26 protein-coding genes are annotated in these 25,941 nt (G+C 55.0%); 10 read left to right on the top strand and 16 right to left on the bottom strand.

The window, feature by feature from the left end:
- Nucleotides 1-214: 214 nt before the first annotated feature.
- From hemA to AACY26_RS14060, 6 genes are all read left to right on the top strand, one after another.
- The gene (gene hemA, locus AACY26_RS14085) at nt 215-1,495 is read left to right on the top strand and encodes a glutamyl-tRNA reductase (RefSeq protein WP_339515054.1); all 1,281 of its coding nucleotides are present in this window, start codon (nt 215-217) and stop codon (nt 1,493-1,495) included.
- Nucleotides 1,492-2,574 carry a peptide chain release factor 1 gene (gene prfA / locus AACY26_RS14080; protein WP_339515053.1) on the top strand — a complete coding sequence of 361 codons (1,083 nt, stop codon included), beginning with the start codon at nt 1,492-1,494 and terminating at the stop codon, nt 2,572-2,574. The genes hemA and prfA overlap by 4 nt, the downstream gene beginning before the upstream one ends.
- A gap of 85 nt (nt 2,575-2,659) precedes the next feature.
- Entirely contained in the window at nt 2,660-3,493 is an 834-nt protein-coding gene (prmC, locus tag AACY26_RS14075) for a peptide chain release factor N(5)-glutamine methyltransferase (protein WP_339515051.1), read from the top strand.
- On the top strand, nt 3,486-4,283 hold the full coding sequence (locus AACY26_RS14070; protein ID WP_339515049.1) for a molybdopterin-synthase adenylyltransferase MoeB: 798 nt from the start codon (nt 3,486-3,488) through the stop codon (nt 4,281-4,283). Before prmC ends, AACY26_RS14070 begins: the two co-directional genes overlap by 8 nt.
- On the top strand, nt 4,276-5,082 hold the full coding sequence (gene murI / locus AACY26_RS14065) for a glutamate racemase (protein WP_339515047.1): 807 nt from the start codon (nt 4,276-4,278) through the stop codon (nt 5,080-5,082). Before AACY26_RS14070 ends, murI begins: the two co-directional genes overlap by 8 nt.
- 48 nt (nt 5,083-5,130) lie before the next feature.
- The gene (locus AACY26_RS14060) at nt 5,131-5,646 is read left to right on the top strand and encodes an acyloxyacyl hydrolase (RefSeq protein ID WP_339515045.1); all 516 of its coding nucleotides are present in this window, start codon (nt 5,131-5,133) and stop codon (nt 5,644-5,646) included.
- Nucleotides 5,647-5,690: 44 nt separating this feature from the next.
- Here AACY26_RS14060 and AACY26_RS14055 read toward each other — a convergent pair whose 3' ends face one another.
- The 12 genes from AACY26_RS14055 to AACY26_RS14000 all read right to left on the bottom strand — a co-directional run bounded on the left by AACY26_RS14055 (nt 5,691) and on the right by AACY26_RS14000 (nt 15,780).
- Nucleotides 5,691-6,020, bottom strand: coding sequence for a YkgJ family cysteine cluster protein (locus AACY26_RS14055; RefSeq protein ID WP_339515043.1), 330 nt, complete (start codon nt 6,018-6,020; stop codon nt 5,691-5,693).
- Between the two features lie 37 nt (nt 6,021-6,057).
- Nucleotides 6,058-6,585, bottom strand: a complete 528-nt coding sequence (locus AACY26_RS14050) for a DUF2878 domain-containing protein (RefSeq protein ID WP_339515041.1) — start codon at nt 6,583-6,585, stop codon at nt 6,058-6,060.
- Nucleotides 6,578-7,852, bottom strand: coding sequence for a cyclopropane-fatty-acyl-phospholipid synthase family protein (locus AACY26_RS14045; protein ID WP_339515039.1), 1,275 nt, complete (start codon nt 7,850-7,852; stop codon nt 6,578-6,580). The genes AACY26_RS14050 and AACY26_RS14045 overlap by 8 nt, the downstream gene beginning before the upstream one ends.
- Nucleotides 7,839-8,639, bottom strand: a complete 801-nt coding sequence (locus AACY26_RS14040) for a DUF1365 domain-containing protein (protein WP_339515037.1) — start codon at nt 8,637-8,639, stop codon at nt 7,839-7,841. Before AACY26_RS14040 ends, AACY26_RS14045 begins: the two co-directional genes overlap by 14 nt.
- Nucleotides 8,639-9,886 (bottom strand): NAD(P)/FAD-dependent oxidoreductase, encoded by a 1,248-nt coding sequence (locus tag AACY26_RS14035; RefSeq protein ID WP_339515035.1) that lies wholly within the window; start codon nt 9,884-9,886, stop codon nt 8,639-8,641. The genes AACY26_RS14040 and AACY26_RS14035 overlap by 1 nt, the downstream gene beginning before the upstream one ends.
- 19 nt (nt 9,887-9,905) lie before the next feature.
- Nucleotides 9,906-10,655: an SDR family NAD(P)-dependent oxidoreductase gene (locus AACY26_RS14030; protein WP_339515033.1), complete on the bottom strand. Its 750-nt coding sequence runs from the start codon at nt 10,653-10,655 to the stop codon at nt 9,906-9,908.
- Complete coding sequence (locus AACY26_RS14025) at nt 10,652-11,077, bottom strand: nuclear transport factor 2 family protein (RefSeq protein ID WP_339515031.1); 426 nt, start codon at nt 11,075-11,077, stop codon at nt 10,652-10,654. The genes AACY26_RS14030 and AACY26_RS14025 overlap by 4 nt, the downstream gene beginning before the upstream one ends.
- Nucleotides 11,070-12,515, bottom strand: a complete 1,446-nt coding sequence (gene phrB, locus AACY26_RS14020) for a deoxyribodipyrimidine photo-lyase (protein WP_339515029.1) — start codon at nt 12,513-12,515, stop codon at nt 11,070-11,072. Before phrB ends, AACY26_RS14025 begins: the two co-directional genes overlap by 8 nt.
- A complete protein-coding gene (locus tag AACY26_RS14015) occupies nt 12,515-13,468 on the bottom strand; it encodes a MerR family transcriptional regulator (RefSeq protein WP_339515027.1) in 954 nt (317 codons plus the stop codon). Before AACY26_RS14015 ends, phrB begins: the two co-directional genes overlap by 1 nt.
- Nucleotides 13,465-14,427: a YbgA family protein gene (locus AACY26_RS14010; protein WP_339515150.1), complete on the bottom strand. Its 963-nt coding sequence runs from the start codon at nt 14,425-14,427 to the stop codon at nt 13,465-13,467. The genes AACY26_RS14015 and AACY26_RS14010 overlap by 4 nt, the downstream gene beginning before the upstream one ends.
- Before the next feature lie 130 nt (nt 14,428-14,557).
- Nucleotides 14,558-14,791 (bottom strand): TIGR02450 family Trp-rich protein, encoded by a 234-nt coding sequence (locus AACY26_RS14005; protein WP_339515025.1) that lies wholly within the window; start codon nt 14,789-14,791, stop codon nt 14,558-14,560.
- On the bottom strand, nt 14,788-15,780 hold the full coding sequence (locus AACY26_RS14000) for an NAD(P)/FAD-dependent oxidoreductase (protein WP_339515023.1): 993 nt from the start codon (nt 15,778-15,780) through the stop codon (nt 14,788-14,790). The genes AACY26_RS14005 and AACY26_RS14000 overlap by 4 nt, the downstream gene beginning before the upstream one ends.
- 255 nt (nt 15,781-16,035) lie before the next feature.
- On the opposite strand from AACY26_RS14000, the gene AACY26_RS13995 reads away from it, so the two are divergent.
- The 3 genes from AACY26_RS13995 (at nt 16,036) to AACY26_RS13985 (ending at nt 19,553) form a co-directional block, all read left to right on the top strand.
- Nucleotides 16,036-16,941: a TIGR01777 family oxidoreductase gene (locus tag AACY26_RS13995; protein WP_339515021.1), complete on the top strand. Its 906-nt coding sequence runs from the start codon at nt 16,036-16,038 to the stop codon at nt 16,939-16,941.
- Between the two features lie 33 nt (nt 16,942-16,974).
- Nucleotides 16,975-18,000 (top strand): ferrochelatase, encoded by a 1,026-nt coding sequence (gene hemH, locus AACY26_RS13990; RefSeq protein WP_339515019.1) that lies wholly within the window; start codon nt 16,975-16,977, stop codon nt 17,998-18,000.
- A 170-nt stretch (nt 18,001-18,170) separates the two neighbouring features.
- On the top strand, nt 18,171-19,553 hold the full coding sequence (locus AACY26_RS13985) for a spinster family MFS transporter (protein WP_339515017.1): 1,383 nt from the start codon (nt 18,171-18,173) through the stop codon (nt 19,551-19,553).
- Between the two features lie 171 nt (nt 19,554-19,724).
- Here AACY26_RS13985 and AACY26_RS13980 read toward each other — a convergent pair whose 3' ends face one another.
- The 4 genes from AACY26_RS13980 to AACY26_RS13965 all read right to left on the bottom strand — a co-directional run bounded on the left by AACY26_RS13980 (nt 19,725) and on the right by AACY26_RS13965 (nt 23,801).
- On the bottom strand, nt 19,725-19,931 hold the full coding sequence (locus AACY26_RS13980) for a hypothetical protein (protein ID WP_339515015.1): 207 nt from the start codon (nt 19,929-19,931) through the stop codon (nt 19,725-19,727).
- A gap of 189 nt (nt 19,932-20,120) precedes the next feature.
- Nucleotides 20,121-21,443: an OprD family porin gene (locus tag AACY26_RS13975; RefSeq protein ID WP_445261302.1), complete on the bottom strand. Its 1,323-nt coding sequence runs from the start codon at nt 21,441-21,443 to the stop codon at nt 20,121-20,123.
- A gap of 262 nt (nt 21,444-21,705) precedes the next feature.
- Complete coding sequence (locus tag AACY26_RS13970) at nt 21,706-23,130, bottom strand: heavy metal sensor histidine kinase (protein ID WP_339515013.1); 1,425 nt, start codon at nt 23,128-23,130, stop codon at nt 21,706-21,708.
- Nucleotides 23,127-23,801 carry a heavy metal response regulator transcription factor gene (locus AACY26_RS13965; RefSeq protein ID WP_339515011.1) on the bottom strand — a complete coding sequence of 225 codons (675 nt, stop codon included), beginning with the start codon at nt 23,799-23,801 and terminating at the stop codon, nt 23,127-23,129. Before AACY26_RS13965 ends, AACY26_RS13970 begins: the two co-directional genes overlap by 4 nt.
- 403 nt (nt 23,802-24,204) lie before the next feature.
- On the opposite strand from AACY26_RS13965, the gene AACY26_RS13960 reads away from it, so the two are divergent.
- On the top strand, nt 24,205-25,530 hold the full coding sequence (locus AACY26_RS13960; RefSeq protein WP_339515009.1) for a TolC family protein: 1,326 nt from the start codon (nt 24,205-24,207) through the stop codon (nt 25,528-25,530).
- The last annotated feature ends 411 nt before the right edge of the window (nt 25,531-25,941 follow it).

The following is a 25,941-nucleotide window of genomic DNA, read 5'->3' as shown; positions in this document are numbered from 1 at the left end:
TGGGTTAAAGCTGAGCAATGAACAACAGTGCAGTGCAAATATTTTACGAAATACATTCAAATTTATAGGTTTCTTGCCTCAGGCATCCATTATTCGATGCCCCTCGGGCAAGATAAATTGTGCTTGAGATGTTGTGACAATAACGAGCGGTGGTTGTTCTCTAACGGTCGAAGTAGGACAATTGCCGGCTTATTTCATCTGTCAGCGAACATGCATGGCCTTTATTGCCCTCGGTATTAACCACAAAACCGCCTCGGTGGACGTCCGCGAACGCGTGGCATTCACTCCAGAGCAGTTGGTTGAGGCATTGCAGCTACTGTGCAGGGATACGGCTAGCCGCGAAGCTGCCATTCTTTCGACCTGTAATCGCAGCGAACTCTACATCGAGCAAGACAGCCTCACATCCGATGCAGTCCTGCAATGGCTGGCCAGTTACCATAATCTGAACCTGGAAGACCTGCGCGCCTGTGCTTATATTCATGAAGATGATGCGGCAGTTCGTCACATGATGCGCGTGGCCTCTGGCCTCGATTCAATGGTGTTGGGTGAGCCGCAGATTCTCGGGCAAATGAAGTCAGCATTTGCGGTCGCCCGCGAGGCTGGCACCATGGGGCCTTTGCTGGGGCGCTTGTTTCAGGCGACCTTCAGCACCGCCAAACAGGTGCGCACCGACACTACTATTGGTGAAAACCCGGTGTCGGTGGCATTTGCAGCCGTCAGCCTGGCCAAGCAAATATTCAGCGATCTCAATCGCAGCCAGGCGCTGCTGATCGGGGCAGGAGAAACCATCAGCCTGGTCGCCCGCCACCTGCATGATCAAGGGGTCAAGCGCATTGTCGTCGCCAACCGTACCTTGGAACGTGCCAGCAGCCTGGCAGAACAGTTCGGCGCACATGCGGTGTTGCTTTCGGATATTCCACAGGAGCTTGCCAAGAGCGACATCGTGATCAGTTCGACTGCGAGCCAGTTACCAATCTTAGGTAAAGGTGCCGTGGAAAGCGCGCTCAAGCAGCGTAAGCATAAGCCAATTTTCATGGTCGATATCGCCGTCCCGCGGGACATCGAGCCGGAAGTCGGTGAGCTTGACGATGTTTACCTCTATACAGTTGATGACCTGCACGAAGTCATTGCCGAGAACCTCAAGAGTCGCCAAGGTGCGGCAGAGGCTGCGGAAGAGCTGGTTTCTGTTGGCGCTGAGGACTTTATGCAGCGCCTGCGTGAACTGGCCGCTGTCGATGTGCTTAAAGCCTATCGCCAGCAAGCCGAGCGCCTTCGCGATGAGGAGCTGGCCAAGGCTCAGCGTATGCTGAGCAACGGGGCAAGCGCCGAGGATGTGCTGGCGCAACTGGCGCGTGGCCTGACCAATAAACTGCTGCATGCGCCTAGCGTGCAGATGAAAAAACTGTCTGCTGACGGGCGCATTGATGCGCTGGCCGTGGCACAAGAACTTTTTGCCCTCGATGAGGGCGTGTCATCCAACAAAGGCATGCAATGAAACCTTCGCTGCTCAATAAACTTGATTTGATGCAGGACCGCTTCGAGGAACTGACGGCGTTGCTTGGTGATGCCGAAGTGATCAGCAATCAACAGCAATTTCGCGCGTATTCCAAGGAATATGCCGAGATCGAGCCGGTAAATGCTACGTTTAGCGAATACCGCAAAGTCCTGGCCGACCTTGAAAGCGCCCAGGGGCTGTTGAAAGACAGCGATCCGGATATGCGTGAAATGGCTGAAGAAGAAGTTGCCGAGGCCAAAGAGCAATTGCTCAAGCTCGAAGCTGACTTACAGCGCATGCTGCTGCCCAAAGATCCGAATGATGACCGCAACGTATTCCTTGAAGTGCGTGCCGGTACGGGCGGGGATGAAGCGGCGATTTTCTCCGGTGACCTGTTCCGCATGTATTCGCGTTACGCCGAGCGTCGCGGCTGGCGGGTTGAGATTCTCTCGGCCAGCGAAGGCGAGCACGGAGGCTTTAAAGAAGTCATCGCGCGTATTGAAGGCGATAACGTATACAGCAAGCTCAAGTTCGAGTCGGGCGCGCACCGTGTTCAGCGCGTACCTGAAACCGAATCCCAGGGGCGAGTGCACACCTCGGCCTGTACCGTCGCTGTCCTGCCTGAGCCAGACGAGCAAGCTGAAATCAATATCAACCCGGCCGATTTGCGCGTTGATACCTATCGCTCCTCCGGTGCCGGTGGCCAGCACGTCAACACCACTGACTCGGCTATCCGCATCACCCACATCCCAACCGGGACTGTGGTCGAGTGCCAGGAAGAACGTTCCCAGCACAAGAACCGCGCCAAGGCGATGGCCTGGTTGGGTGCCAAGCTCAAAGACCAGCAGGACGCCGCTGCGCACAAAGAGATTTCCGACACCCGTAAGTTGCTGGTCGGTTCGGGCGACCGCTCTGAGCGTATTCGCACCTACAACTTCCCACAGGGGCGGGTGACCGATCACCGTATCAACCTGACCCTGTACTCGCTGGCTGAAGTCATGGCCGGTGGTGTCGATGCCGTGATCGAGCCGTTGCTCGCCGAATACCAGGCTGATCAGTTGGCGGCGCTGGGCGACTGATCCGGCCCGCGCTGTCTGCGCGCGTTAACAGCTGCGGCTCGGCGCGCTACTCTATATCACCATTGCCCGAGCCGATCTTGAACCCATGCCGACGATCCAAGCACTACTGAGCAGCACACAGCTGCCGGACTCTCCAAGTGCCCGGTTGGATGTTGAGCTATTGCTGGCGCACGCACTGGGTAAGTCGCGCAGCTACTTGCACACCTGGGCCGACAAAGCAGTCAGTGACGCCCAGCTTGAGCAGTTCGCCGCAGCGATCAAGCGACGCCAGGCCGGTGAACCTGTGGCTTATATCATCGGCCAGCAAGGCTTTTGGAGCCTTGATCTGGAAGTCGCGCCGCATACCCTGATTCCCCGCCCCGACACGGAATTGCTGGTTGAAACCGCATTGCAGTTGATACCGGCAACGCCCGCCGCTGTGCTCGACCTGGGCACTGGCACCGGAGCAATCGCTCTGGCGCTGGCTTGCGAGCGACCTGCATGGCAGCTTTGTGGGCTTGACCGCGTGCCGCAAGCCGTCGAGTTGGCCGAACGTAATCGCCGTCGTTTAAAGCTGGCTAATGCCCGGTTCCTGCTAAGCAACTGGTTTGATGCGGTTGGCGATGAGCGTTACCAGATGATTGTCAGTAACCCGCCCTATATCGCTGCGGATGATCAGCACCTGGGCCAGGGCGATGTGCGTTTTGAGCCCAGCAGTGCCCTGGTTGCAGGTCATGACGGCCTCGATGATATTCGCTTGATCATCGATAAGGCCCCTCATTTTCTCAGCACCCAAGGCTGGTTGTTGCTTGAACATGGTTATGATCAAGCTGCAGCCGTGTGCGAACTGTTGAGCGCGCGTGGGTTTAACCGGGTTGAAAGTCGCCGCGATCTTGGTGGTCATCAACGCATTAGCATTGGATGTTTTGCCCATGAGTGAACAGGCTGGTTTTTTTGCAGAGCTCAGTGACGAAGAGTTATTGCGCTATAGCCGACAAATTCTTGTCCAGCAGATTGATGTAGCCGGTCAGCTACGCCTGAAAAATAGTCGTGTACTGATAGTCGGGGTTGGCGGACTGGGCTCGCCGGTCGCGCTTTATCTGGCGGCAGCGGGTGTTGGCGAGTTGCACCTGGCCGACTTCGACAGCGTTGACCTGAGTAACCTGCAGCGCCAGATCGCCCATGACAGCTTGACTGTCGGCCAGGCCAAGGTTGACTCCGCGGCCGCCAGGCTCAAGGCAATCAACCCGCTGATCAAGTTGCAATTACTGCGCAGCGCGCTGGATCAGGACTCACTGGCCAGTGCGGTTGCCGCCGTGGATCTGGTGCTTGATTGCTCGGATAACTTCACCACGCGAGAGGCTGTTAACGCGGCCTGTGTGGCGGCTCGAATACCGCTGGTGAGCGGGGCTGCGATTCGCCTGGAAGGGCAGTTGTCGGTCTTTGACCCACGCAGCGATACCAGCCCTTGCTACCACTGCCTTTACGGCCATGGCAGCGAGGCTGAATTAACCTGTAGTGAAGCCGGTGTGGTCGGTCCATTAGTCGGTTTGGTCGGCAGCCTGCAAGCGCTTGAGGCGCTGAAGCTGCTGGCCGGCTTTGGTGAGCCCATGGTTGGCCGCTTGTTGTTGATAGACGCACTGGGCTCGCGCTTTCGTGAGTTGCGAGTTAAACGTGACCTCGCGTGCAGCGTGTGCTCAGGCGCTCATCAACAGGTTGCACATGAATAAGTCGGCGACTAACAACAACGCGCCTGTTGGCGTCTTTGATTCTGGTGTCGGTGGTTTGTCGGTGCTGGCAGAGATTCGCCAGTTGCTACCCAATGAGTCATTGCTCTATGTCGCCGACAGTGCTCATGTACCTTATGGCGAGAAAAGCCCGGAGTTCATTCGCCAGCGTTGCCGGGAAATTGCTGATTTTCTGTTAGGGCAAGGGGCCAAGGCATTGGTGCTGGCTTGCAATACCGCGACGGTCGCGGGTGCAGCCGATCTGCGCGAGTTGTATCCCGATCTGCCTATTGTCGGCATGGAACCTGCGGTCAAGCCCGCTGCAGCAATAACCCGTTCAGGTGTGGTTGGTGTGTTGGCAACCAGCGGTACACTCAAGAGTGCACAGTTTGCCGCCTTGCTCGATCGCTTTGCCTCCGGCGTGCGTATTGTCACCCAGCCTTGCCCGGGTTTGGTTGAGCAGATAGAAGCAGGTGACCTTGACGGTCCCGCGACTCGCGCTTTACTTGAACGCTATGTCCAGCCTTTGTTGGCGCAGGGTTGTGACACGCTAATCTTGGGCTGTACCCATTATCCGTTTATCAAGCCGCTATTGCGTCAGCTTGTCCCGGCAGATGTCGGTTTGATTGATACCGGCGCTGCAGTTGCCAAGCAATTGCAGCGGTTATTGGCTGAACGCAATTTACTTGCTGGGCCATCTGATGTTAAACAGCTTTACTGGAGCAGCGCGGACCCGCAAAAAATGCAGGCTGTGCTGCCCAAGCTTGGGGTGGATAACGCCGGGGTTATGGCGTTCAAATAAAAAGACTGGCCTGCTGAATAGGGCCCGCAACAAACCATGGGACAAGGTATGAAAAAAGCTATCGCTGTTGCAGCAGCCATTGCTGTATGGGGGAGCGTTTGCAGTTCTGCTCAGGCTGCGGACCTTAGTTTTGCTATTGGACAAACCAGTGACTCAACCACAACCTATCGTTTTGGTGCACAGTTTGATTTCGACAGAAGTTGGCTGCAAAGCGATGTCGGTCGCCTGACCGGTTATTGGGACGGTGCATACACATACTGGGACGGTGATGAGACCTCAAGTAACCATAGCGTCTCGCTGGCTCCAGTGTTTGTGTACGAATTCGCGGGTGAGAACTTGCGGCCCTATGTTGAAGCCGGTATTGGCATTGCGTTTTTCTCCAGCACTGAAATCGAAGATAACGATTTGAGTACCTCGTTTCAGTTCGAGGATCGCATCGGTGCTGGTGTACGTTTCTCTGGCCAGGAAATCGGTATCAGAGCTATTCACTATTCCAACGCCGGCATCAAAAACCCTAACGACGGGGTTGAGTCTTATGCGTTGCATTATCGCCTGAGTTTCTAAGCGGTTTTGCAGCAACAGCGCTGGCAATTGCCAGCGCTGTTGTTTCAGCGGTAGATAGTGGCCATGCCGCGCCGCTCTTCAAGGCACTCTGGCGATGCCATTTCAAACTCCCGGCAAATCAGTGGGCGTTGTTCATAAATGCTGCAGCGCATGCTGTCGCGGTCCAGTGCTGCGCACCAGCCATCATCCAGGCGCAACATCACTTCACCGCCCCAATCGTCAGTGCTGATATAGCGTTCAGGAACGCCGGTGTCGGTGATCAGCATGACTTCCAGCTGACAACAACATGCCGCGCAGTTTGAGCAGGCCACAGCTTCGCTGTCTGCGCTATGCGGTTGCAGTTGGGTTACGGGGATGCGCTTTGAGTCGGTCATGGCCAGCAGTGTACGCCAGCCAGAAGGCTTTGGTGGCCTAAGCCGATCGACGCATGCGCAAGGCTTGTTCGTATTGCGCGCGGTAGAGCCTGGCAAAACCATGCAGTACTGGCATCACCAGCGCCCAGATCAACGCCAGCAGCAACAGGGTAGGCGCCGTGCCTAAGGGCAAGCGCACATCTGCGATTTGCGCTCCGGCATAGTACGACAAAGGCCCTCCAACTGCGCCCAGCAGGCTGGCGCGCCACCAAGGCTTGGCTGTCCACGCCAGGCAGTGGTTAAGCGTGCTGGCGAGCAGTATCCAGAGCAGTGCCAGCCACAGGGGAATCAGGGTGCGTGGCTCGGAGAACTCAAACACACCGAGGTTCAGCAAAAAACTGTCCAGTGCGCTGCCTGCGCAGAAAACACTGATTAACAGTTTGCCTTCAGCGGCCCAACTGCTGGTCCAGAAAAAATGCACCGCCAATATGCCCGCCACTATCAGCAACCACAGGCTGTCACCGGCGAACACACAGGTGAACCAGCCAAGTTGGAAGAGCAGGGCATTGACGATCAGTTTAGGCATTAAAGCGTCCAAGTAAGGGGGCGGGTCGTGCGCCAGGTTTTGCCAGCAGCAGTTGTGCGGTACCGATGGTGCGCTCAATAAAGCCGCCCTCGCAATAGCACAGGTAGAACTCCCACATGCGGTAGAAGTATTCGTCGTAACCGAGTTTTTCCAGGTTATGTCGTGCCTGATGCAGGTTCTCGTGCCATAAGCGCAGCGTGCGCGCATAGTGCAGGCCAAAGTCTTCCATGTGATGCAGGTTCATGTCGGTCTTGTCGGTAATGATATCGAGCATCTTGGTGATTGAGGGCAGCGCACCGCCAGGGAAAATGTAACGTTGAATGAAATCGACGCTATTGCGGGCCTGCTCGTAGCGTTGGTCACGAATAGTAATGGCTTGCAGCAGCATCAAACCATCAGGTTTGAGCAGGTTGGCGCACTTTTGGAAGTAGCTGCTAAGGAAACGATGGCCAACAGCTTCGATCATCTCGATTGACACCAGCTTGTCGTAGCTACCTTCCAGGTCGCGATAGTCATTGAGCAGCAAGGTTACGCGATCTTGTAAGCCCTGCTCCTCAATACGTCGCTGGGCGTAATTGAATTGCTCCTTGGAGAGCGTGGTAGTGGTGACCTTGCAACCGTAGTTGAGCGCGGCATAAATCGCCATGCTGCCCCAGCCCGTACCAATTTCGAGCAGGTGATCCTGGGGTTGCAGGTCGAGCTTCTGGCAAATGCGCTCCAGTTTATTCAACTGGGCTTGTTGCAGGCTGTCTTCGGCGCTTGAGAATTGCGCAGCGGAATACATCATGCTGGGGTCGAGAAACTGCTCGAACAACTCGTTTCCAATGTCGTAATGAGCCGCGATATTTTTTCGCGAGCCTTTGCGGGTATTGCTGTTGAGCCAATGCAGGCCCTGCACGAACGGACGCCCCAAGCGAGCAAGACCGGTTTCCATGGCGTCCAGGGTATCGAGATTAGTGACAAACACGCGCACCACTGCGGTGAGGTCTGGGGAACTCCAGTGGCCGTGGATATAAGCCTCACCAGCTCCGATAGACCCACTATTGGCAACCAGGCCCCAGGCGGCGCTGTCGTTGATCTTGATTTCGGCGTGAATGCTGGCGTGCGGGTCGCCAAACTCAAAACGCTGATCGCCCTCGATAACCGTCAGGAAGCCATGACGCAGGCCTTTCAGTTGGCGTAGCACCGCGCGCCGTAGCAAGCCTGCGCCCAGGCCGCTACCCATCATTAACGCGCTCTTGGAAGTACTGAAGCTAGAGCTTTTCATGGGTGGATTCCTTCGCTTGCTGGCGGGCAACGCTGAATGAGTCGGTTGCCGGCGCATGGTTGAACAAGGGCGTTCGTTTGATCAGCAAGCGCAGCGCTTGCCAATAGATTGCAATGACTGTCTTACCGGTCATCCAGGGGAAGCTGAGTAGGTAGCGATACAGGTTTTTGCGCGTGAGTTCGCTGCGTGTCAGGCTCAGGCTGGCGTCAAACAGCTTGTCGCTGCCTTGCCAGTCGGCCATGTGAATCCCCAGCCGCTCACTGACCGGGCTGAAGGCCATCCGGTATTCAACGTCGCGCGGCAAGAATGGGGAAACATGGAATGCCTTGTTGACGCTGACCTCTTGCCTGGCATTGTCGCTGGCGGGCACGACATAGTGATAACGCTCGCGCCATGGTGTGTTGCTGACCTCGCAGAGAATGGCAAGCAGCTTGCCGTTGCGGTCGTGGCAATAGAAAAAACTGGCAGGATTGAAGGCCAGTCCCCAGCTGCGTGGTTGGGCAAGCAGGCAAATCGAACCTTCGGGTATTTGCCCGGTGGCTTGCTGCACGCGTAGCCGGACTGCATCAATCAAGCGAATGCCCACGCGGGTGAACTGCGGTAAAAAGTCTGTTTCTCGAAATGCAAACGGCGCAAATCGACCACGTCCGGCCAGCCTGGACAAGCCCAGAACCTGATCCTGTTCATCCAGGTCCAGGTATATAAACCCCATGCGATACCTGAAGTCGTGTGGTTTTGGGGCAAAGCGTCGGTGCTGCACCGTACCGCTGAAGAATGCGCTGTTCATCACAGCGCCTCATCGAAGTGGCGGGCAACACGCAGTGCGCTCACGACGCCGTCTTCATGGAAGCCATTTGCCCAATAGGCACCGCAGAAATAGCTGTGGTTGGCGCCTAGTAATTCTTCATGGCGATTTTGCGCGACAACGCTGTCGAGGCTGTATTGCGGGTGCGAATAGCTGTAGCGGCCGAGGATCTTGCTCGGTTCAATCTGGGCTGTCTGGTTAAGGCTGACGCAGAAGGTCGTGTCGCTTTGCAGGCCCTGCAAGATGTTCATGTTGTAGGTCACCGCCGCCGGTTGTTCGGCAGAGCCGCCCAACCGGTAGTTCCAACTGGCCCAGGCCAACGGCCGCTGGGGGAGTAGGCGAATGTCGGTGTGCAGGACTACGTCATTGTCTGCATAGCGCAAGGCACCGAGGATTTGCTGCTCCTGCGCGCTCGGTTGCGCCAGCAGTGCAAGGGCCTGGTCGCTGTGGCAGGCAAAGACGACTTTATCGAAGCGCTCAACGCCGCTGGTGCTGTAGATGTTCACGCCTTCGGTGTCGCGCTCGACCCGCTGTACTGGGCAGTTAAGCCGGATATGCTGTTTGAATGAGGCGCTCAGGGGTTCTATATAACTGCTTGAGCCGCCCTCGATGACACACCACTGCGGGCGTTTGTTGACTGATAGCAGGCCATGATTCTTGAAAAAGCGCACGAAGAACTGCAAGGGGAAATCGAGCATGTCTTGCAGCGACATTGACCATATCGCTGCGCCCATGGGGACAATGTAGTGTTCGGTGAAGCGGCTGCAATAGCCGCCCGCCTTTAGGTATTGGCCCAGGGTCATGCTGGGGTGGATTCGGTGATTATTGAGGTCGTCGATGACCTCGCGATTGAAGCGCAGAATATCGCGGACCATGTTCCAGAATCTGGGCGAAAGCAGGTTGCTGCGCTGGGCAAATAAACTGTTGAGGTTGTTGCCGTTGTACTCGGTACCGCTGACCGGGTCGCTGACCGAAAAACTCATCTGCGTGGGTTTGTAAGCCACTCCAAGTTGGCCGAGCAAACGAATGAAATGGGGGTAGGTCCAGTCATTGAAAACAATGAAACCGGTATCAATTGCAAAGCGTTCACCCGCGTCTTTGACCTCAACCGTATGAGTGTGTCCACCGATCCAGTCGCTGGCCTCAAACACAGTGATGTGATGCTTGCGATTAAGCAAATAGGCACTGGTTAGGCCTGAAATACCACTGCCGATAATGGCAATTTTCATGTCTGATCCTAGTTGCTGGTTAGGTACGAGCCATGCGTTTGCCAATGGCTACTTGCATCGCTTTGGGAAGGAAGGCGAGTAGCCGCAGGCAACGGATAAACAGCCACGGAAAGGCAATCTCATAAGGACGCTTGTCGAGGCGCTTGACGATGTGCTGCGCGGCAGTTGTTGCGGTGATGCGCATGGGCATCGGGAAATCGTTGTTCTGCGTCAGCGGCGTATCCACAAAGCCGGGGCTGATCAGGGTTACATCGATTCCCTCGTGGGCCAGGTCAAGGCGCAGCGACTCAAATAAGTAGCGCACCGCAGCCTTAGACGCGCCATAGGCTTCGGCGCGGGGCAGCGGTAAATATGTGACTGAGCTGGCAACAGCAACCAGATGTGGATGCTGGCTTTTGCGTAGCAAGGGCAGGGCGGCTTCGACACAGTAGCTGGTGGCGAAGAGATTGGTTTTGCACACCCGCTCAATCAGTGCGGCATCGAACTTCGAGGCATCGAGGTATTCGCAGGTGCCTGCATTGAGAATCGCGGTGTCCAGCCAGCCCCAGGTCGAGTTGATGCGATTAGTGATTTCCTGCACTTGATAGCGATCACAGAGATCACCCGCGAGGACCAGCACCTGATGCGGGTAGCGCTCAGCCATGGCTTGTAGCGGTTCCACGGAGCGAGCGCTCAGCGCCACGCGATGGCCCATGCTCAGCAGCAATTCGGCGACTTCTGCGCCAATGCCACTGCTGGCGCCGGTAACCCAATAGCGACGTTCGTTCATTGGCCCAACCTGCCTTTCAACCATGAGATGATTGCGCCTAGGATTGGCAGGTGTTCGTAAAGCAAACTGCCTGCGTCAAAGTAGTCGCGATGTTGATAAACCTTGGTGTGCCACAGCAGGTGAGAGCAGCCGTCAACCTGAATCAATTTGCCGCCTGCGAGGCGCGGGTGGCGATAGCTCATGGTCCAGCGCAGATAGCCTTCGCCACTTCCAACCTGGTCATAACCCTTGAACACGAAGCTTAAATCGCTGACGTTTGCGTACAACTCGGCAAAGTAGCTGCGTATGTTTTGCAGGCCGTGGAGCTTGTGCAGTGGATCTTGAAACACCGCATCATCGCTGTACAAATCCCCCAGGCGATCAAGATTGTGCTTGTTAAGCGCTGCGAACTCGCGGGCGAAGTCTTTGAGGAAGTCACTCATGGAAAGCATGCCTCGGTTCGTCGCTCAGGTCCCTGAAGGCGTTGATCGCCCGTTCACGGCTGCTTTTTAAATCAACGATCGGGCTTGGGTAGTCCGCTACGCCAAACAAGCCGCCGAGTGCAGAGGGATCATGGATTTCCTTTTTGCCCAGGCCATCTAGTTCAGGTAGCCATTGGCGAATAAAGCGCCCATCCGGGTCGAAGCGCTGTGACTGGCTGACCGGGTTGAATATGCGGAAATAGGGCGCCGCGTCCGTTCCGGTTGAGGCGCTCCATTGCCAGCCGCCGTTGTTCGCGGCAAGGTCGCCGTCGATCAGATGGCGCATAAAGAAACGCTCGCCTTCGCGCCAGTCAATCAGCAGGTTTTTAGTCAGGAACATGGCCACCACCATGCGCAGGCGGTTGTGCATCCAGCCTGTGCTAAGTAGTTGGCGGATCGCCGCGTCGATGATGGGAATACCTGTGCGACCCTGCTGCCATGCGGCTAATTCTGCGGGGGCGTTGCGCCATTTGAGCGCGTCGGTTTCAACCCGGAATGCACGGTGTTTCGAGACCCGTGGATAACCAACCAGGATGTGTTTGTAGAACTCGCGCCAAAGCAGTTCGTTAATCCAGGTCGTGGCGCCGACATTGCCGCTGTCGAACTCACCGCGATTAAATGCCAGTGCGGCATGCAGGCATTGGCGCGGCGAAATAACGCCAGCGGCCAGGTACGCAGACAACTGGCTAGTGCCGGGACTGGCCGGAATATCACGCGCAGCTTGATAATCCGCGATGGGTTCGTCGACGAACAGGGTCAGGCGGCGCATGGCCTCGTCCTCTCCGGCGGGCCAGAGTTGCTGCAGTTGTTTGCTGGGCGTTGCAAATGGTTCGACTTGCAGCGGGACCGGGTCCGCTTCGATTGCCAATGCCGTTTGCGCCGCAGGTTTGGCTACTAGCTTGGGGATGTTGTCGTGCAGGCGCTGATAGCAGACCTTGCGGAACTGGCTGTAGACCTGGAAGTAGGTCCCAGTCTTGGTCAGCACAGTGCCCGGCTGAAAAAATAACTGGTCAAGGTGGCGCTGCAGTTCAATGTCCAAGGCATCCAGGGCTTGGCTAACTTGGTCGTCGCGCAAGCTTTCGTTAACGCCGTATTCCTGGTTGAGATGCACCTGGTCAATGTCGAGTTGCTGGCACAGCTCGCTAATTACGCCTGCTGCCTGATCCCAATGCTCGGCCGTTCTGATCAGCAAGGGCACATTAAGCTTGCTCAGTTCGTGGCTCAGGTGGCTGAGGTTGCGCAGCCAGAAATCAATCTTGCAGGGAGCATCATCGTGAGCCTGCCATTGTGTGGGGCTCAACAAAAACACGGCGACAGTTGGGCCCTGCGCCATTGCGGCGGCCAACGCGGTATTGTCATGCACCCTAAGGTCGGTGCGGAACCACATCAACTGCTGCATCAGACCTCCTCTAGCAGGCGTCTATCGGCCAGCACTTGCATAGCGCTGATCGGGTCAAGGGCGATGGCCAGGTTGCTGTGCTGAATAAGCAGCGCTGGCAACTCGGCTTGATGGATAGTCACCGTTGGCCCGGTGATAAGTAGGGTGATGTCATACCCTTGGAGCAGTGTCGGCAACTGGCCGAGGTTCAGGGCTTGGGTCGAGTGCAGCAGTACTGCCCGAGGCTGAATTTGTTCGATGGCCATGCTCAACTCAGCCAGGGGCACAGGCCAGTCAAACACTTCAACCTGCGATTCGGCGCTACTTGCCAGCCAGGCGCTAAGCCACAGCCCTGGAGCCATGGGCAAATCAGAACAGTTGACCATCAGCAGCGGCTCGCCTGTGTTCTGACGGTTGTTGTGGTAAAGGCGGGCGCCGAGCTTGCTGCGTAGCCATGAGTAAAAGAACACTTGCTCAAGACGCGCACCAAATTGTCCATGCCAGCGTTGTTCAAGCTCGACAAGCAGCGGTAATAACAGTTGTTTGCACAGCACCTGCGGCGGGTACACAGCGAGCTCGCCGTTGAATATGTCGTCGATGCGCCGCTCAGCCAAGGCACTGATGGCCTCAAGCAGTTGCTGGCACTTTTGTGCCCATTGCGAATCTGCCCATTGCGCGCCAGCCACGGCAAGTGATGGGGATTCGGTGTTTAGCAACCCTTTGACTTGGCTGACTGAAACGCCACGGTTGATCCACATCAGAATCGATTGAATCTGGCTAATGTGTTGTTCGCTGTACAGGCGGTGACCTTTTGCCGTGCGTTGCGGCACTATCAAGCCGTAGCGACGTTCCCAGGCACGCAGCGTCACCGGGTTAACGCCGGTGATGCGGGCAACATCACGTATAGGTCGAAGACCACTCGCGAGTGCGGCTTGGTAATCCCCCTCTATGGGGGCTTGGTCTAGAGGCGTCATAGGGCATTTCGCAAACTGAGGTTTTCCGGGTGAGGCTGCAGGTAAACCTGTTGGTTTATGTAAGGATCGGGGTGCATGCGAAAGTGATGTTTAAGTAGCGTCAGGGGCACCACCAACGGCACCACACCTTGGCGGTACTGGCTGATGAGGTGCTGCATCTCCTGTTTCTCTTGCGCGCTGAGCGATTGCTTGAGATAGCCGCTGATGTGCTGCAAAACGTTGCTGTGGGTGCCACGGGTTGCACAGTTTTTCAGCGCAGCCATTAGCTGGCTGAAATATCTGGGAGCAAAGTCTTGCAGATCATGTATGCGGAGGTTGCCCAGCAGGCGGCCTAGCATTTTGTACTGCAATGGATTGCTTGCCATCAGCAGGTATTTGTAACGCGAGTGGTAGCCAATCAGGCTTTTACGGGTCAGGCCGGCTTGCATTAGCTGCTGCCAGTCGGCATAGGCAAACACGCGGCAGAGGAAGTTTTCGCGTAGCACCGGGTCATTCAGGCGACCCGCTTCTTCCACGGGCAGGTCGGGATGGCGGGCGACAAACTCAGCGGCAAAGATACCCGTGCCTTGAGGCTCGCTTGGGTGGCCGTTGTCTTGGTAAACCTTGACCCGCTGTAAGCCGCAAGATGGCGACTGCTGCATAAAGATGTAGCCGCAAATATCTGTCAGTTCACCGGCAACTTGCTGGCCATAAGCTGCCAGGCGCTCCGTCACATCGAGGTCTTTGCTGACGGTGCCCACAGCCCTCGGTGCATCGGGGTCACCGACCAGGCGTATAGGTTCGCGTGGCGTGCCCAGGCCAATGGCAACTTCAGGACAGATCGAGACAAAGTCGAAATACTCATTCAGGCTGCGGCTGCACAGTCGCGACTCTTTGTGCCCGCCGTTGAAGCGCACTGGCTCGCCCATCAGGCAGGCGCTGATAGCGATTTTCGGTTTGCTGACCTTAGCGTCTGACATAGCCATGATGACCCTTTGATGATTAGTTGTACAAAATAAAAATATGTACAACTTTCTTTCATCATAGGGCTGGTCTTGTACAAGTCAAATTTTTTGTACAAGTTTTTAAGGGGCTAAGCGCCGGGCTGTGCTATTTCCAACCCATCAACCACTGATCCTTGTTCTGCAAGCTTTGCCAGGCCAGCAGTTCGCTGCGTTTAGTCAGTACCGCCTGGAGTTCGATGCACAGCACCAGGCCTTGTTCATCGCGCACCAGGTCGGTGACGATGAAGTGCTTTTCGCGATTGCGTGGGGCCACAGCCGTCCATTTCGACAGCAGCAGTTTTTGCGGGTTGATTCGCCGTGGAACCTGGCAAGCATTCATTGCATGTGTTCGAGCAGCTTGCGTGCGGCTTCCTGGCCGCTCAACCAGGCACCTTCAACCCGGCCTGACAAACACCAGTCGCCACAGGCATACAGGCCCAAGTCCGCATCGGCCAGGGCGCCCAGTTGGTGTGCGGCTGATGGACGCGCGTACAGCCAGCGATGGGCCAGGGTGAAGGTTGGTGCCGGTACGGCGCAGCCGATCAGTTCAGCGAAAGCCCCATGCAAATGCTCGATGACCTGCTCTTTGGGCAGGTCGATGTGGTGGCGACTCCATTGGCTGGTTGCGTGCAGTATCCAGGTGTCGTTGCTGCTTTCACGCCCAGGCTTGCTGGTGCTGCGAGCTAGCCAGTCGAGCGCGCTGTCTTGCACGAAGCAACCTTCTACATGGGTCTCTAGCGGGCTTGTGAATGACAGGGCAACGGCCCAGGTCGGGTCCATGGAAACACTTGCTGCCGCCCCGGCAAGTTTGGGCGCTGCGGCAAGTAGCGTACTGGCTTGTGGCGCGGGCAGGGCGATCACTACATGGCTGAATGGGCCGTGGCTCTGGCCTTCTGCATCTTGCAGGCTCCAGTAGTGCTCGCCGCGATAAACCTCGGTAATCCGGCAACTGAATTGAACCGGTAGGGCACCGAGCATGGCACGGGTTATTGCGCTCATGCGCGGCGAGCCAACCCAGCGCACTTGTTCATCGGGTGAGGCGCTGAGTGCGCCATTTTGATAGTTGTACAGGCTCGGTTGCCACTGACTGGCCCAGCCGCGTGCCTGCCATTGCTGCACAACTTCGACAAAACGCCGGTCGCGAGCAGTGAAATATTGTGCGCCAAGGTCAAGGGCGCCAGCGTCACTGCGCTTGCTGGCCATGCGACCACCGCTGCCACGGCTCTTATCGAAAAGTTGAACGCTGTACCCGGCGCCTTGCAGGGCTTGAGCGGCGGATAATCCGGCAATTCCTGTACCGATGATCGCGATGGGAATGCTTGAATTCATGGTCTGCCTCATGTTCTAGAACCTTAGGCTACGTTCTGGGGTAAAACTATACAATTAGATTTATATGTATAAGATTGTGCGGCCCAAGACAGGTCTCATCTATAGTTAAAGGCTGAACATCAACCTCAATGGCGCAGTTTTCAAGCTACTCGGTAAGCTTAGCCATTGTTAATAAAACGCCGCACTCTATGTCAAAGGTAGACTGTAAAAGCTGCGATAAATTACCTCAGGCTAGAAACATGCGAGGAAGATGCCATGCATATTTTGCTGACTGGCGGCACCGGTCTGATCGGTCAGGGCTTGTGCCATTTCTGGGCCGCGCAGGGGCACCAGTTGAGCGTTTGGAGTCGTCGCCCTGAGCAGGTTAAAGCGCTGTGTGGTGACTCTGTTCGAGGTGTTGCCAACCTTGACGAACTCAAGGATCAAACTATCGATGCTGTGATTAATCTGGCGGGTGCCCCCATTGCTGATAAGCCTTGGAGTGCCGCGCGCAAGGCCTTGCTACGTGAAAGCCGAATCGCCCTGACCGAACAGCTCATCGCCTGGCTGACGCAGCGTGAGCAAAAGCCCGATGTGCTTATATCCGGCTCAGCTGTTGGTTGGTATGGCGACGGTGGTGATCAAGCACTGACCGAGGAATCACCGCAGATGAGCGATGATTTTGCCTCTCGCTTGTGCGCCGATTGGGAGAGTGCAGCGCTGCAAGCTCAGGCGTTAGGCATTCGTGTGGTGCTGGTGCGCACAGGTCTGGTGCTTGCTGCGGACGGCGGCATGTTGAAGCGCCTATTGTTGCCGTTCCGGCTTGGCTTGGGCGGTCGTATCGGCAGCGGCCAACAATGGATGCCGTGGGTGCATTTGAGCGATCAAATCGCCTTGATTGATTTTCTCTTGCAGCATCAACAGGCCAGTGGTCCTTATAATGCCTGCTCGCCGCATCCGGTGCGCAACCGTGAATTTACCAATGAGTTGGGGCATGCGCTTAACCGCTTCACTGTGTTGCCTGTCCCCGGCTTTTTATTGCGCGCAGGCCTTGGTGAAATGTCGATCCTGTTGTTGGGTGGCCAGCGTGCGCAACCCAAGCGTTTGACCGACCTCGGTTTTGAGTTTCGCTTTACTCATTTGGATGTCGCATTAACGGATTTATTGAGTCCGACAGACTGAGCCCGATCGAAGCGGGCCGCACTAGGAATTTGCATGACCGATCACGCGTTACTGCTGGTTAATCTGGGTTCGCCAGCCTCAACAAAAGTTGCCGATGTGCGCAGCTACCTCAACCAGTTTTTGATGGACCCTTATGTGATTGACCTGCCGTGGCCGATTCGGCGGCTGCTGGTCTCGTTGATCCTGATCAAGCGACCAGAGCAGTCCGCGCACGCCTATGCCTCTATCTGGTTGGAAGAGGGGTCGCCCCTGGTTGTGCTCAGCAAGCGCTTGCAGCAGGCAATGCAAGGCAAGTGGACCCATGGGCCGGTCGAGTTGGCGATGCGCTACGGTGAACCCTCAATCGAGTCGCAGCTGCAAAAATTGCTTGTCCAAGGCGTGAAAAAAATCACCTTGGCTCCGCTGTATCCGCAGTTTGCGGATAGCACTACAACCACGGTGATTGAAGAAGCACGTCGGGTTCTGAGCGAGTGTAAGTCCGAGGTGCAACTGTCGATTTTGCAGCCTTTTTACGATCAGCCAGAATATATTTGCGCATTGGCTGACAGTGCCAAGCCGTATCTTGAGAAGGGCTTCGAGCATTTGCTCTTGAGCTTCCACGGTTTGCCAGAGCGTCACTTGCACAAGCGTGATCCAAGCGCTGGTCATTGCTTAAAAGGCGCAGACTGTTGTCAGACCGCATCGCCTGAAGTCCTGGCCACCTGTTATCGCGCGCAATGTATGCGCAGCGCACAGGCGTTTGCCGAAAAAATGGGCTTGCAGCCGGAGCAGTGGTCGGTGTCGTTTCAGTCGCGCCTTGGCCGGGCCAAGTGGATTGAACCCTACACCGAGGTTCAGCTTGATGAGTTAGCGAAGCAGGGGGTTAAAAACCTGCTGGTGATGTGCCCGGCGTTTGTTGCCGACTGTATCGAGACGCTTGAAGAGATTGGTGATCGCGGATTGGAGCAGTTTCAAGAGGCAGGCGGTGAAACCCTGCAACTGGTGCCATGCTTGAATGATCATCCAAGCTGGACCGAGGCCCTTGCTGTTCTATGCGAGCGCGCGCCTATCGACCTTTGAGTTGAACCTCATCTGGATGATGGGCGCAGTTGGGCGCCTGTCACTCCAAAGGATGACATTCATCCTATCAATAACGCCTACGAGCGATACTCACCAGGCGGCATATCCGCCTAAGCTGGCAGTACTTTAAACCGTCGCGCGCCGCGTTTGCGCTGCCGAGGAAACTGCCCATGCCCAATAACAACAATGGCTACCCCTCCAATATTCGCGCCTGGACCACCGTCAGTATTTTGATGGTTGCCTATGTGCTGTCATTTATTGATCGGCAGATTCTCAACTTGCTGGTTGGCCCTATTCGCCGCGACCTGGCGATTTCTGATACCGAAATGAGCCTGTTGATGGGGTTGTCGTTCGCCTTGTTCTACACCGTTTGTGGCATTCCGCTTGGCCGCTTGGCGGACAGCAAAAGTCGTCGCGGGCTGATTGCCTTTGGTGTTCTGTTTTGGAGTGCCGCCACCGCTGCGTGTGGGATGGTGCGCCTTTATTGGCAATTTCTGCTGTGCCGGATTGGCGTGGGCGTCGGTGAGGCGGCGTTGTCGCCGGCCGCGTATTCATTGATTGCCGACAGCTTCCCGCTGGAGCGCCGCGCAACCGCAATCAGCGTTTATTCGATGGGGGTTTACCTGGGGTCGGGCTTGGCATTCTTGCTGGGCGGTTTGGTGATCAAGTTCGCCTCGGCGCAAGGCGATGTGATGTTGCCAGTGCTGGGCGAGGTTCGCCCTTGGCAGCTGATATTCCTCGCCCTTGGCGCTGCCGGAGTTTTTTTTACCTTGTTGATGTTGGCGGTCAAAGAGCCTGCGCGTCGTGGTGCGGGGGCCGGTGTTGTAGTGCCGTTGTCACAAGTGGCCAGCTATATCCGCAAGAATCGGCGCACGGTGCTGTGCCATAACTTCGGTTTCGCAGGCCTGGCCTTTGCCGGTTATGGCAGCGCGGCTTGGGTGCCTACCTTCTACATTCGCACTTACGGCTGGGATGCCAGCCACGTCGGTATTGTCTACGGCAGCATTGTGGCGGTGTTTGGTTGCTTGGGCATCGTCTTTGGTGGGCGCTTGGCCGACTGGATGGCCAAGCGTGGCCGCACAGACGCCAACATGCGTGTGGGCTTGTATGCGGCAATCGGTTCCGTGCCTTTTGTGTTGGGTTTTCCGTTGATGGAAAGTGCTTTTTGGGCTTCGGTCCTGATGGCGCCAACGGTGTTTTGCCTGAGCATGCCATTTGGTGTGGCACCGGCTGCTATTCAGGAAATCATGCCTAACTCGATGCGCGGGCAGGCCTCGGCAATTTACCTGTTTGTCATCACCTTGCTCGGTCTGGGGATAGGCCCGACAGCCGTTGCGTTGGTGACTGACTACGTATTTGCTGACGATAACGCGCTGCGATATTCGCTGCTGATCGTTACCATACTGGCGGTTAGCACTTCGATTATCTTGCTGAGCAAAGGGCTCAAGCCATACCGCGACAGTATCGAGCAACTCGGCGTTTGGTCTGCAGCGGCAGATCAGAAAGCAGCGGATGCCAGTGCTGCGGGGCTTGTGCCCAATCGTTCCCAATAACCTGCTATCCGCGCATGCGTTTGTGGGGCTGAGAACGTGGCCTTTATGGTGCAAAGAGTTGCTGATTGAGAATTGCTTGTGTAAAAAAAACGCCCATCAGGGCGTTTAGGGTGACACCTCGTCCAAAGGAGCTTAAGAGCTACAAGAGGTGGGCACAAGAGGAGCTTTGAATTAGCTGTTTTCAGCTAACTCTTCGGATGAATCGTTTTGCTTGTTCTCATCCGCAGATACGACAACCGTATCGTCTCCATGAACTCGTTCCTGGGTTGCTAGAAAACGCTGGCGGAACTCTTGCGAACGCTCGCTACCGTTTTCTGCCAGTGCAGCGGCAGAGATAAGTAGTAATCCACTAATGAAGGCAACTTTAAAACTGTTCATAAGTATTCACCTATTTACGTAACGCTCAGTGTTAGTTTTTACCCGGTAGGGACCTGGGCGGTTAGTTCAAGTGAAGTATGAAGGGGGCAACCTAACAGGATGCTGAAGTTCAGATTACAAAATTGAAAGTTTCAGAGGGTTCGTTGAAATAATCCGCCCCGTTATTCAATTTACGAGGCGGATTAACTATTAAATGATGTCGAGTGGGTATTCCGTGATGACACGGACCTCATTTAGGTTAGGTGAGAATTCATCTGAGCGAGTGGTGGCTTGGCGAACACGAACAGACAAGTCTTTAAATGCCCCTTCTTGAACGGTGTAACGAGCCTCGAAATCACGCTCCCAGCGGTTTTGATCACGCAATGCATTACCGCTTGAGTCAAGACGTGCGTAATAGCTGTTGGCGTTGGAGTAATCCGCGTCACGCCCCGAGGCATAACGAGCCATAAAAGATAGGCCCGGCACGCCAAAGGTTGCCATGTCGAGGTCGTAGCGGAGCATCATTGAGCGTTCGTTTGGCGAGTTGAAGTCGCTGTACTGGATTGAGTTACTCAGGTAGATAGAGTCGGAGAAACTGAGGTAATCGAAGTCGTCATCACCTTCGTTTTTCTGGTAAGACAAGGTTACCCGGTGCGGGCCAGTGCTAAAGCCAATATGGGTGCTGTAGATGTCATTATCGAACGACCCCAGCAGTTGCTTGCCCTGGTCTGTTGCCTTGTAATAATTGAAGCCGCCGAAGAGAGCCAAGTTATCAGCGACCTCGTAGTTGAGGTTCATCGAGGCATAGTGCTGATTCCAGACATCATTGAGACGGCTTGTGTAAAGGCTGATATCGATGTTCTTATTGACGGTGTAGTCACCACCGAAATAACCCAGCCAGTCGGCGTCGACATCACCGACATAGAAGGTTGAGAAGCCTTTATTGGACGAGCTGTTCTGTGGTTGGCTCATCGCATGCAAGCGCCCACCTTGTAAGGACAAGCCCTCAATACTGGTGTTGCGAATATCCAACCCACGGAAGGTTTCCGGTAGCAGTCGTGAGTCACCATATTGAACAACGGGTGTTGTGGGGAACACATCGCCGTATTTGAATTCGGTGTCCAGCACGTACATTTTGACGGCACCGCCAACCTTGGAATATTCGTCCTCCGCCTGGTTGTTGCTGTCGACTGGAAGCAAGGTTGTGCCTCGTGCACGGCCGCTACCCGTGTCAAGCTTGAGGCCGAGCATGGCATGCGCATCAACGCCGAAGCCTACAGGGCCTTGCGTATAGCCTGAGGCGTATTGTGCGATTATGCCTTGGGCCCAAGCTTCGGAATAACCATTGCCAGTGGGGCTTGAGCCGCCTTTACGTACGTCGCGATTGAAGTAATAGTTGCGGTTTAAAATAGAAAACTCGCTGTCTTCAATAAACCCTTCTGATACATCGCTGGTCGTTGCAGACACCAACGATGGCATTGCCGCAGCAATCATTAAGCTCCATGCACCTGAGACGCTTAGTTGAAAACGCATACTTACCCCTTACCCATCATGTCGTTATTGATTTAAGTGGTTGGCATTTGTTGATCATGGCCAGTCCGCATAATTGCAAGGGGTTAATAACCTTAAAGTGACGCGGAAATTACAATTCTGTCAGGTGTATAAATTTGGCATGTCCGTTTTGTTAGTTTCGTGGCGATCATTATTGGGCGCGCATAAAAAAGGCGCTCACTTGATAAGTGAGCGCCAATTAGTTGTTGGGACAATACCTGTTTAGTTGGGCGTTTACAGATTCTTAACTGGACTTCGTATTGGGGCTTGGCCTGTTGAACTGTACTGACGGTGGAAAGATTAAACTGAAGCGTGTCAGCTCATTGATTTTACTGCTGGCTTCGACGTTGCCTCCGTGTAGCTGCATGATTGAACTGACGATCGCCAAACCCAGCCCGTTGCCGCCCAGCACGCGGGATCGGTCTGGATCGACGCGGTAAAATCGCTTGAACAAGTGAGCCATATGTTGCTCGGGGATACCGGCTCCTGAATTTTGCACCGTCAGTACTGTATTGCCGTTTTCAGCCCTGATTGAAATTTCAACATCGCTGCCGGCAGGGCTATGGCGGATTGCATTGGAGAGCAGGTTGGAAATGGCGCGTTGAATCATCAGATGATCACCGTAAACCTTGCCCTGTCCGCTGATTCGCAAACCAATGTGTTTTTCTTCGGCACTGAAGCTGAAAAGCTCTGTGACTAGGCCCAACTGGTAATCGAGATCCACCGATTCAAAATCCAGTAACGCTGCGGGGTGACTTACGTTGGCCAGGAAAAGCATGTCGGAAACTATTTGTGAGACTCTTTCCAACTCCTCGGTACAGCTTTCAAGGGTCGTTTTGTAGATCTCTGTTGTGCGCGGTTTGGATAAGGTCACCTGTGCCTTGCCCATCAAGTTGGTGATCGGTGTTCGCAGTTCATGGGCGAGGTCGTCGGAGAACTGGGTAAGTTGTTGCACGCCGTTATCCAGGCGGTTGAGCATGACGTTTATGCTATCTGCAAGCTTGCTCAGTTCCATTGGCAGATTGTCGATAGGAATGCGATGGGAGAGATCTTGTGTTGACGTCTGGGCTGCTGTTTGACGAAATTTGCGCAACGGGGAAAGGCCATGACGAACAATCCAGAATGCGCCAACACCGGTAAACACCAGCAGCAGTGGAACAGCAACTAGTGCGCCTTTGAGGTAGGCACTTAACAACGCTTGATCAGCGATACGATTACTGGAAAGCAACACGCGAATGTCGTTGCCATCGGCTAATTGCATGATAATCGAGAGGGTGAGCATTTTGCTGCCGTTGTGGTTGATCCAAGTATGGAAGGTTTTCACGTCCCGGACATTGAGCCTGGAAAGCTGCGGATCAAAGTGCTCCTTGCCGATGCTGAGCAACTGGCGCGTGTTGTCCTTGGCAATGAATATGGTCAGGTTCAGATTGTCATGCCCGGTCACTGAGTCCAGCAGTACGTGGGGGCGGCTTGCGACCTGTTCCAATGACATTCCAACCGAAAGGTCGTGCTGGATTTGCTCGAACTTACTGTCCAGATTTTGTTGTGCGAGCAGTTCCAATTGGTGACTCAGCGCCAGGTAGGCGAGCGAGGCAAGGGTTATGACCAGTGCGGCGCCTGTCAGCATGACCGACAAGCCAAGGCGCATCGACAAACTGACTGGCTTCATTCGCGGGCCTCTAGGACGTACCCGACACCGCGTAATGTGTGGATCAGCTTGTTATCAAAGGGTTCATCAATTTTAGAGCGCAAGCGTCTGATTGCGACTTCTACAACATTGGTATCGCAGTCAAAGTTCATGTCCCAGACCAAGGAGATGATTTGGGTGCGCGTCAGCACTTCACCCGAGCGGCGCATTAACAGGTGCAGCAGGGCAAATTCCTTGCTGGTCAGGTCGATACGTTGGTTGTTGCGGTAGGCCCGGTGGCGAGCAGGGTCGAGTTCCAGTTCGGATACGCGCAATACTTCTGGCACCGCGATTTGCTCGCTGCGCCGGAGCAAGGTCCTGATCCGGGCCAATAATTCAGGAAACTCGAAAGGCTTGACCAGGTAATCGTCCGCGCCAAGATCAAGGCCCTTGATCTTGTCGGCCAAACGCCCTCGTGCAGTCAGCATGATGACCCGCGTGCTTTCATTCTTGCGAATGTGTGCAAGCACTTCGAAGCCGTCCATCTCCGGCAGATTTACATCGAGGATGACCAGGTCATAGCTGTGTTGCTCAACGAAATGAAGGCCATCCATGCCCGTCGCTGCGCGGTCAACAATATAACCACTTTCCGTCAATCCCTGATGTAAGTATTCGGCAGTTTTTTGCTCGTCTTCAATAATAAGTATGCGCATTTTATATCGCTAAGTTGATTACATGATTTGAGTGTTAATAAATGTAAGCGGTACACATGTTGAGTGGATTGAAGAACATCAAACATAAGTGTAGCGCCTGAAAAGTCGTGCAGGTTAAACCCTGTAGTCAGTACAGGGTCAAGCTGCATCGCATGTACTACGTGGTTTCTGGGCTGTTTGTTGCTCGGTTAATTGTTTCTGTTTGTTGCGTTTATGTCGGCGTGAGTTAGGGCTCATGATGCGATGTTAATTCACCAGAAGTTCCCTGTTTGGTTAATTACAGTTTTGTAATGTCCCTGTCACCTTGCCGATAACGTGGCGTCGCTACATTTGCCCGCAACAACGACTGCTGACGTGGATAAAGTTAAAAGTTCAAGTGGCTGTTGAGCGTAAACAGTGAGTAATGACGTCAGCGTTGTATCTGTATTGTCAGGAGGTGCAAGTGCTGGATGTCGGTAATCTGTGCAAGGGGTTCGTCTCAAAGCGAGCCAACCTTAGGTCAGCCATTGCAGTCGCTGCTTTATGTACTGCGAGTTTCGCAACAGGTGCTTACGCACTTGAGCCTACCGAATTGACGGTCGCTCAAGCGCTGGAGCGCGCATTTCAGCAAAACCCGGAGCTCGCGGCTGCCGACTGGAATATTGGTATAGCGGCCGGTGCCCGTGAACAGGCTGGATTGATACCCAATCCAGAGGTGTCATTCGAGGTTGAGGACACGCGCAGTGACCGAAGTACCTCAACTATCCAATTTACCCAGCCGATTGAATTGGGTGGCAAGCGCTCGGCTCGAGTCGATCTGGCTGAGCGTAATCAGGATGCAGCGTCCATTGAGCTGCAAGGCTCACGCAACCAGTTGCGCGCCACTGTAATTCAAGCTTTCTACAGCGTGCTGCGGGCCAAGGAGCAAGTTGCATTGGCCAAGGAGTCGCTGGTCTTAACCCAACGTGCGTTGACGGTTGCCGAAGGGCGAGTCAAGGCAGGCAAGGTCTCCCCGGTAGAGACAACCCGTGCGCAGGTTCAGCTATCCGAAGTCCGTCTGGATGTGCGCCGGGCGGTGATGGAACAAACCAATGCGCTGCAACAATTGGCTGCGACTATGGGCGATGCCAGCATCGGCCTGGATCAGGTAAAGGGCAAAGCTCACGATTTGCCGCGTTTGCCAGCGGCTGAGCCGTTGTTGAGCCGGGTCAACCAGACTGTTGATTTACGCTTGGCGAAAATGGCAATCAACCAGCAAGAAGCCTCTCTGCGTTTGGAGCAGAGTCAGCGTATTCCTGATCTTAGCGTGACCGTGGGTAGCCAGTACGACGCACTCGAAAACGAACGGGTCAATGTGCTGGCATTCTCGATGCCGATTCCGATTTTTAATCGTAACCAAGGCAACATCCTGTCTGCTGCTCGCCGTGCTGATCAAACCCGTGATCAGCGGAACGCCACTGAAATTCGTATCCGCACACAAACCCAACTGGCGCTGGAGCAATGGGCAACGGCCCAAGAGCAACTCAGTTCGCTGCATAAAACCATTTTGCCTGGGGCAAAAAGTGCGGTGGAAAGTGCAACACGCGGTTTTGAAATGGGCAAGTTCGGTTTTATTGATGTGCTTGATGCACAACGCACCTTGATCAGCGCCCGCAGCCAATATATCCGCTCAATTGCCGATGCGACCGACGCCTGGGTACAGATTGAACGTATCTACGGCGACATTTCTGCACTTAGCGCCAGCCGTTAATCCTTTTTTGAATTCATGCCTGACGCCCGCCTTGGCCATTCGAGGCTGCGCGAGGCCAACAGAATACCGATGCGCTGTCGTTCGGTCTGGCACCGGCCAGGGCTCAGCGTTGAACAAGGAGTTGTCATGGACACTAAACAAAGTCTCGCAATCGCGATCACCTTAGTTGTTGGCGTGGCTGGAGGCGGGTGGCTGATGCAAAGCACCTCGTCTACAGCCAGGGCAGAATCGGACGCCCATGCAGAAGTCGAGAGCCATCAAGACAATGAGCATCACAGCGAGGAGGCTAGCGAGGGGGCTGAAGATCCGCATGCTGAAGCTCAAGGCCATGATGATCCTGAGCATCATGAGCAAGCAGGGCTGCTCGGTTCGCGTGGCGGTACCTTGTTTGAACAGGATGGCTTAACGCTT

The organism is Pseudomonas sp. RL_15y_Pfl2_60, assembly GCF_963970595.1.
GTDB lineage: Bacteria > Pseudomonadota > Gammaproteobacteria > Pseudomonadales > Pseudomonadaceae > Aquipseudomonas.
Note: the sequence above shows the minus strand (reverse complement) of the source record. Positions and strands in the feature narration are given on the sequence as shown.

Coding starts and splice junctions, on each gene's coding strand:
- hemA (WP_339515054.1), top strand. CDS start 215: ATGGCCTTTATTGCCCTCGGTATTAACCACAAAACCGCCTCGGTGGAC.
- prfA (WP_339515053.1), top strand. CDS start 1,492: ATGAAACCTTCGCTGCTCAATAAACTTGATTTGATGCAGGACCGCTTC.
- prmC (WP_339515051.1), top strand. CDS start 2,660: ATGCCGACGATCCAAGCACTACTGAGCAGCACACAGCTGCCGGACTCT.
- AACY26_RS14070 (WP_339515049.1), top strand. CDS start 3,486: ATGAGTGAACAGGCTGGTTTTTTTGCAGAGCTCAGTGACGAAGAGTTA.
- murI (WP_339515047.1), top strand. CDS start 4,276: ATGAATAAGTCGGCGACTAACAACAACGCGCCTGTTGGCGTCTTTGAT.
- AACY26_RS14060 (WP_339515045.1), top strand. CDS start 5,131: ATGAAAAAAGCTATCGCTGTTGCAGCAGCCATTGCTGTATGGGGGAGC.
- AACY26_RS14055 (WP_339515043.1), bottom strand. CDS start 6,020: ATGACCGACTCAAAGCGCATCCCCGTAACCCAACTGCAACCGCATAGC.
- AACY26_RS14050 (WP_339515041.1), bottom strand. CDS start 6,585: ATGCCTAAACTGATCGTCAATGCCCTGCTCTTCCAACTTGGCTGGTTC.
- AACY26_RS14045 (WP_339515039.1), bottom strand. CDS start 7,852: ATGAAAAGCTCTAGCTTCAGTACTTCCAAGAGCGCGTTAATGATGGGT.
- AACY26_RS14040 (WP_339515037.1), bottom strand. CDS start 8,639: ATGAACAGCGCATTCTTCAGCGGTACGGTGCAGCACCGACGCTTTGCC.
- AACY26_RS14035 (WP_339515035.1), bottom strand. CDS start 9,886: ATGAAAATTGCCATTATCGGCAGTGGTATTTCAGGCCTAACCAGTGCC.
- AACY26_RS14030 (WP_339515033.1), bottom strand. CDS start 10,655: ATGAACGAACGTCGCTATTGGGTTACCGGCGCCAGCAGTGGCATTGGC.
- AACY26_RS14025 (WP_339515031.1), bottom strand. CDS start 11,077: ATGAGTGACTTCCTCAAAGACTTCGCCCGCGAGTTCGCAGCGCTTAAC.
- phrB (WP_339515029.1), bottom strand. CDS start 12,515: ATGCAGCAGTTGATGTGGTTCCGCACCGACCTTAGGGTGCATGACAAT.
- AACY26_RS14015 (WP_339515027.1), bottom strand. CDS start 13,468: ATGACGCCTCTAGACCAAGCCCCCATAGAGGGGGATTACCAAGCCGCA.
- AACY26_RS14010 (WP_339515150.1), bottom strand. CDS start 14,427: ATGTCAGACGCTAAGGTCAGCAAACCGAAAATCGCTATCAGCGCCTGC.
- AACY26_RS14005 (WP_339515025.1), bottom strand. CDS start 14,791: ATGAATGCTTGCCAGGTTCCACGGCGAATCAACCCGCAAAAACTGCTG.
- AACY26_RS14000 (WP_339515023.1), bottom strand. CDS start 15,780: ATGAATTCAAGCATTCCCATCGCGATCATCGGTACAGGAATTGCCGGA.
- AACY26_RS13995 (WP_339515021.1), top strand. CDS start 16,036: ATGCATATTTTGCTGACTGGCGGCACCGGTCTGATCGGTCAGGGCTTG.
- hemH (WP_339515019.1), top strand. CDS start 16,975: ATGACCGATCACGCGTTACTGCTGGTTAATCTGGGTTCGCCAGCCTCA.
- AACY26_RS13985 (WP_339515017.1), top strand. CDS start 18,171: ATGCCCAATAACAACAATGGCTACCCCTCCAATATTCGCGCCTGGACC.
- AACY26_RS13980 (WP_339515015.1), bottom strand. CDS start 19,931: ATGAACAGTTTTAAAGTTGCCTTCATTAGTGGATTACTACTTATCTCT.
- AACY26_RS13975 (WP_445261302.1), bottom strand. CDS start 21,443: ATGCGTTTTCAACTAAGCGTCTCAGGTGCATGGAGCTTAATGATTGCT.
- AACY26_RS13970 (WP_339515013.1), bottom strand. CDS start 23,130: ATGAAGCCAGTCAGTTTGTCGATGCGCCTTGGCTTGTCGGTCATGCTG.
- AACY26_RS13965 (WP_339515011.1), bottom strand. CDS start 23,801: ATGCGCATACTTATTATTGAAGACGAGCAAAAAACTGCCGAATACTTA.
- AACY26_RS13960 (WP_339515009.1), top strand. CDS start 24,205: ATGACGTCAGCGTTGTATCTGTATTGTCAGGAGGTGCAAGTGCTGGAT.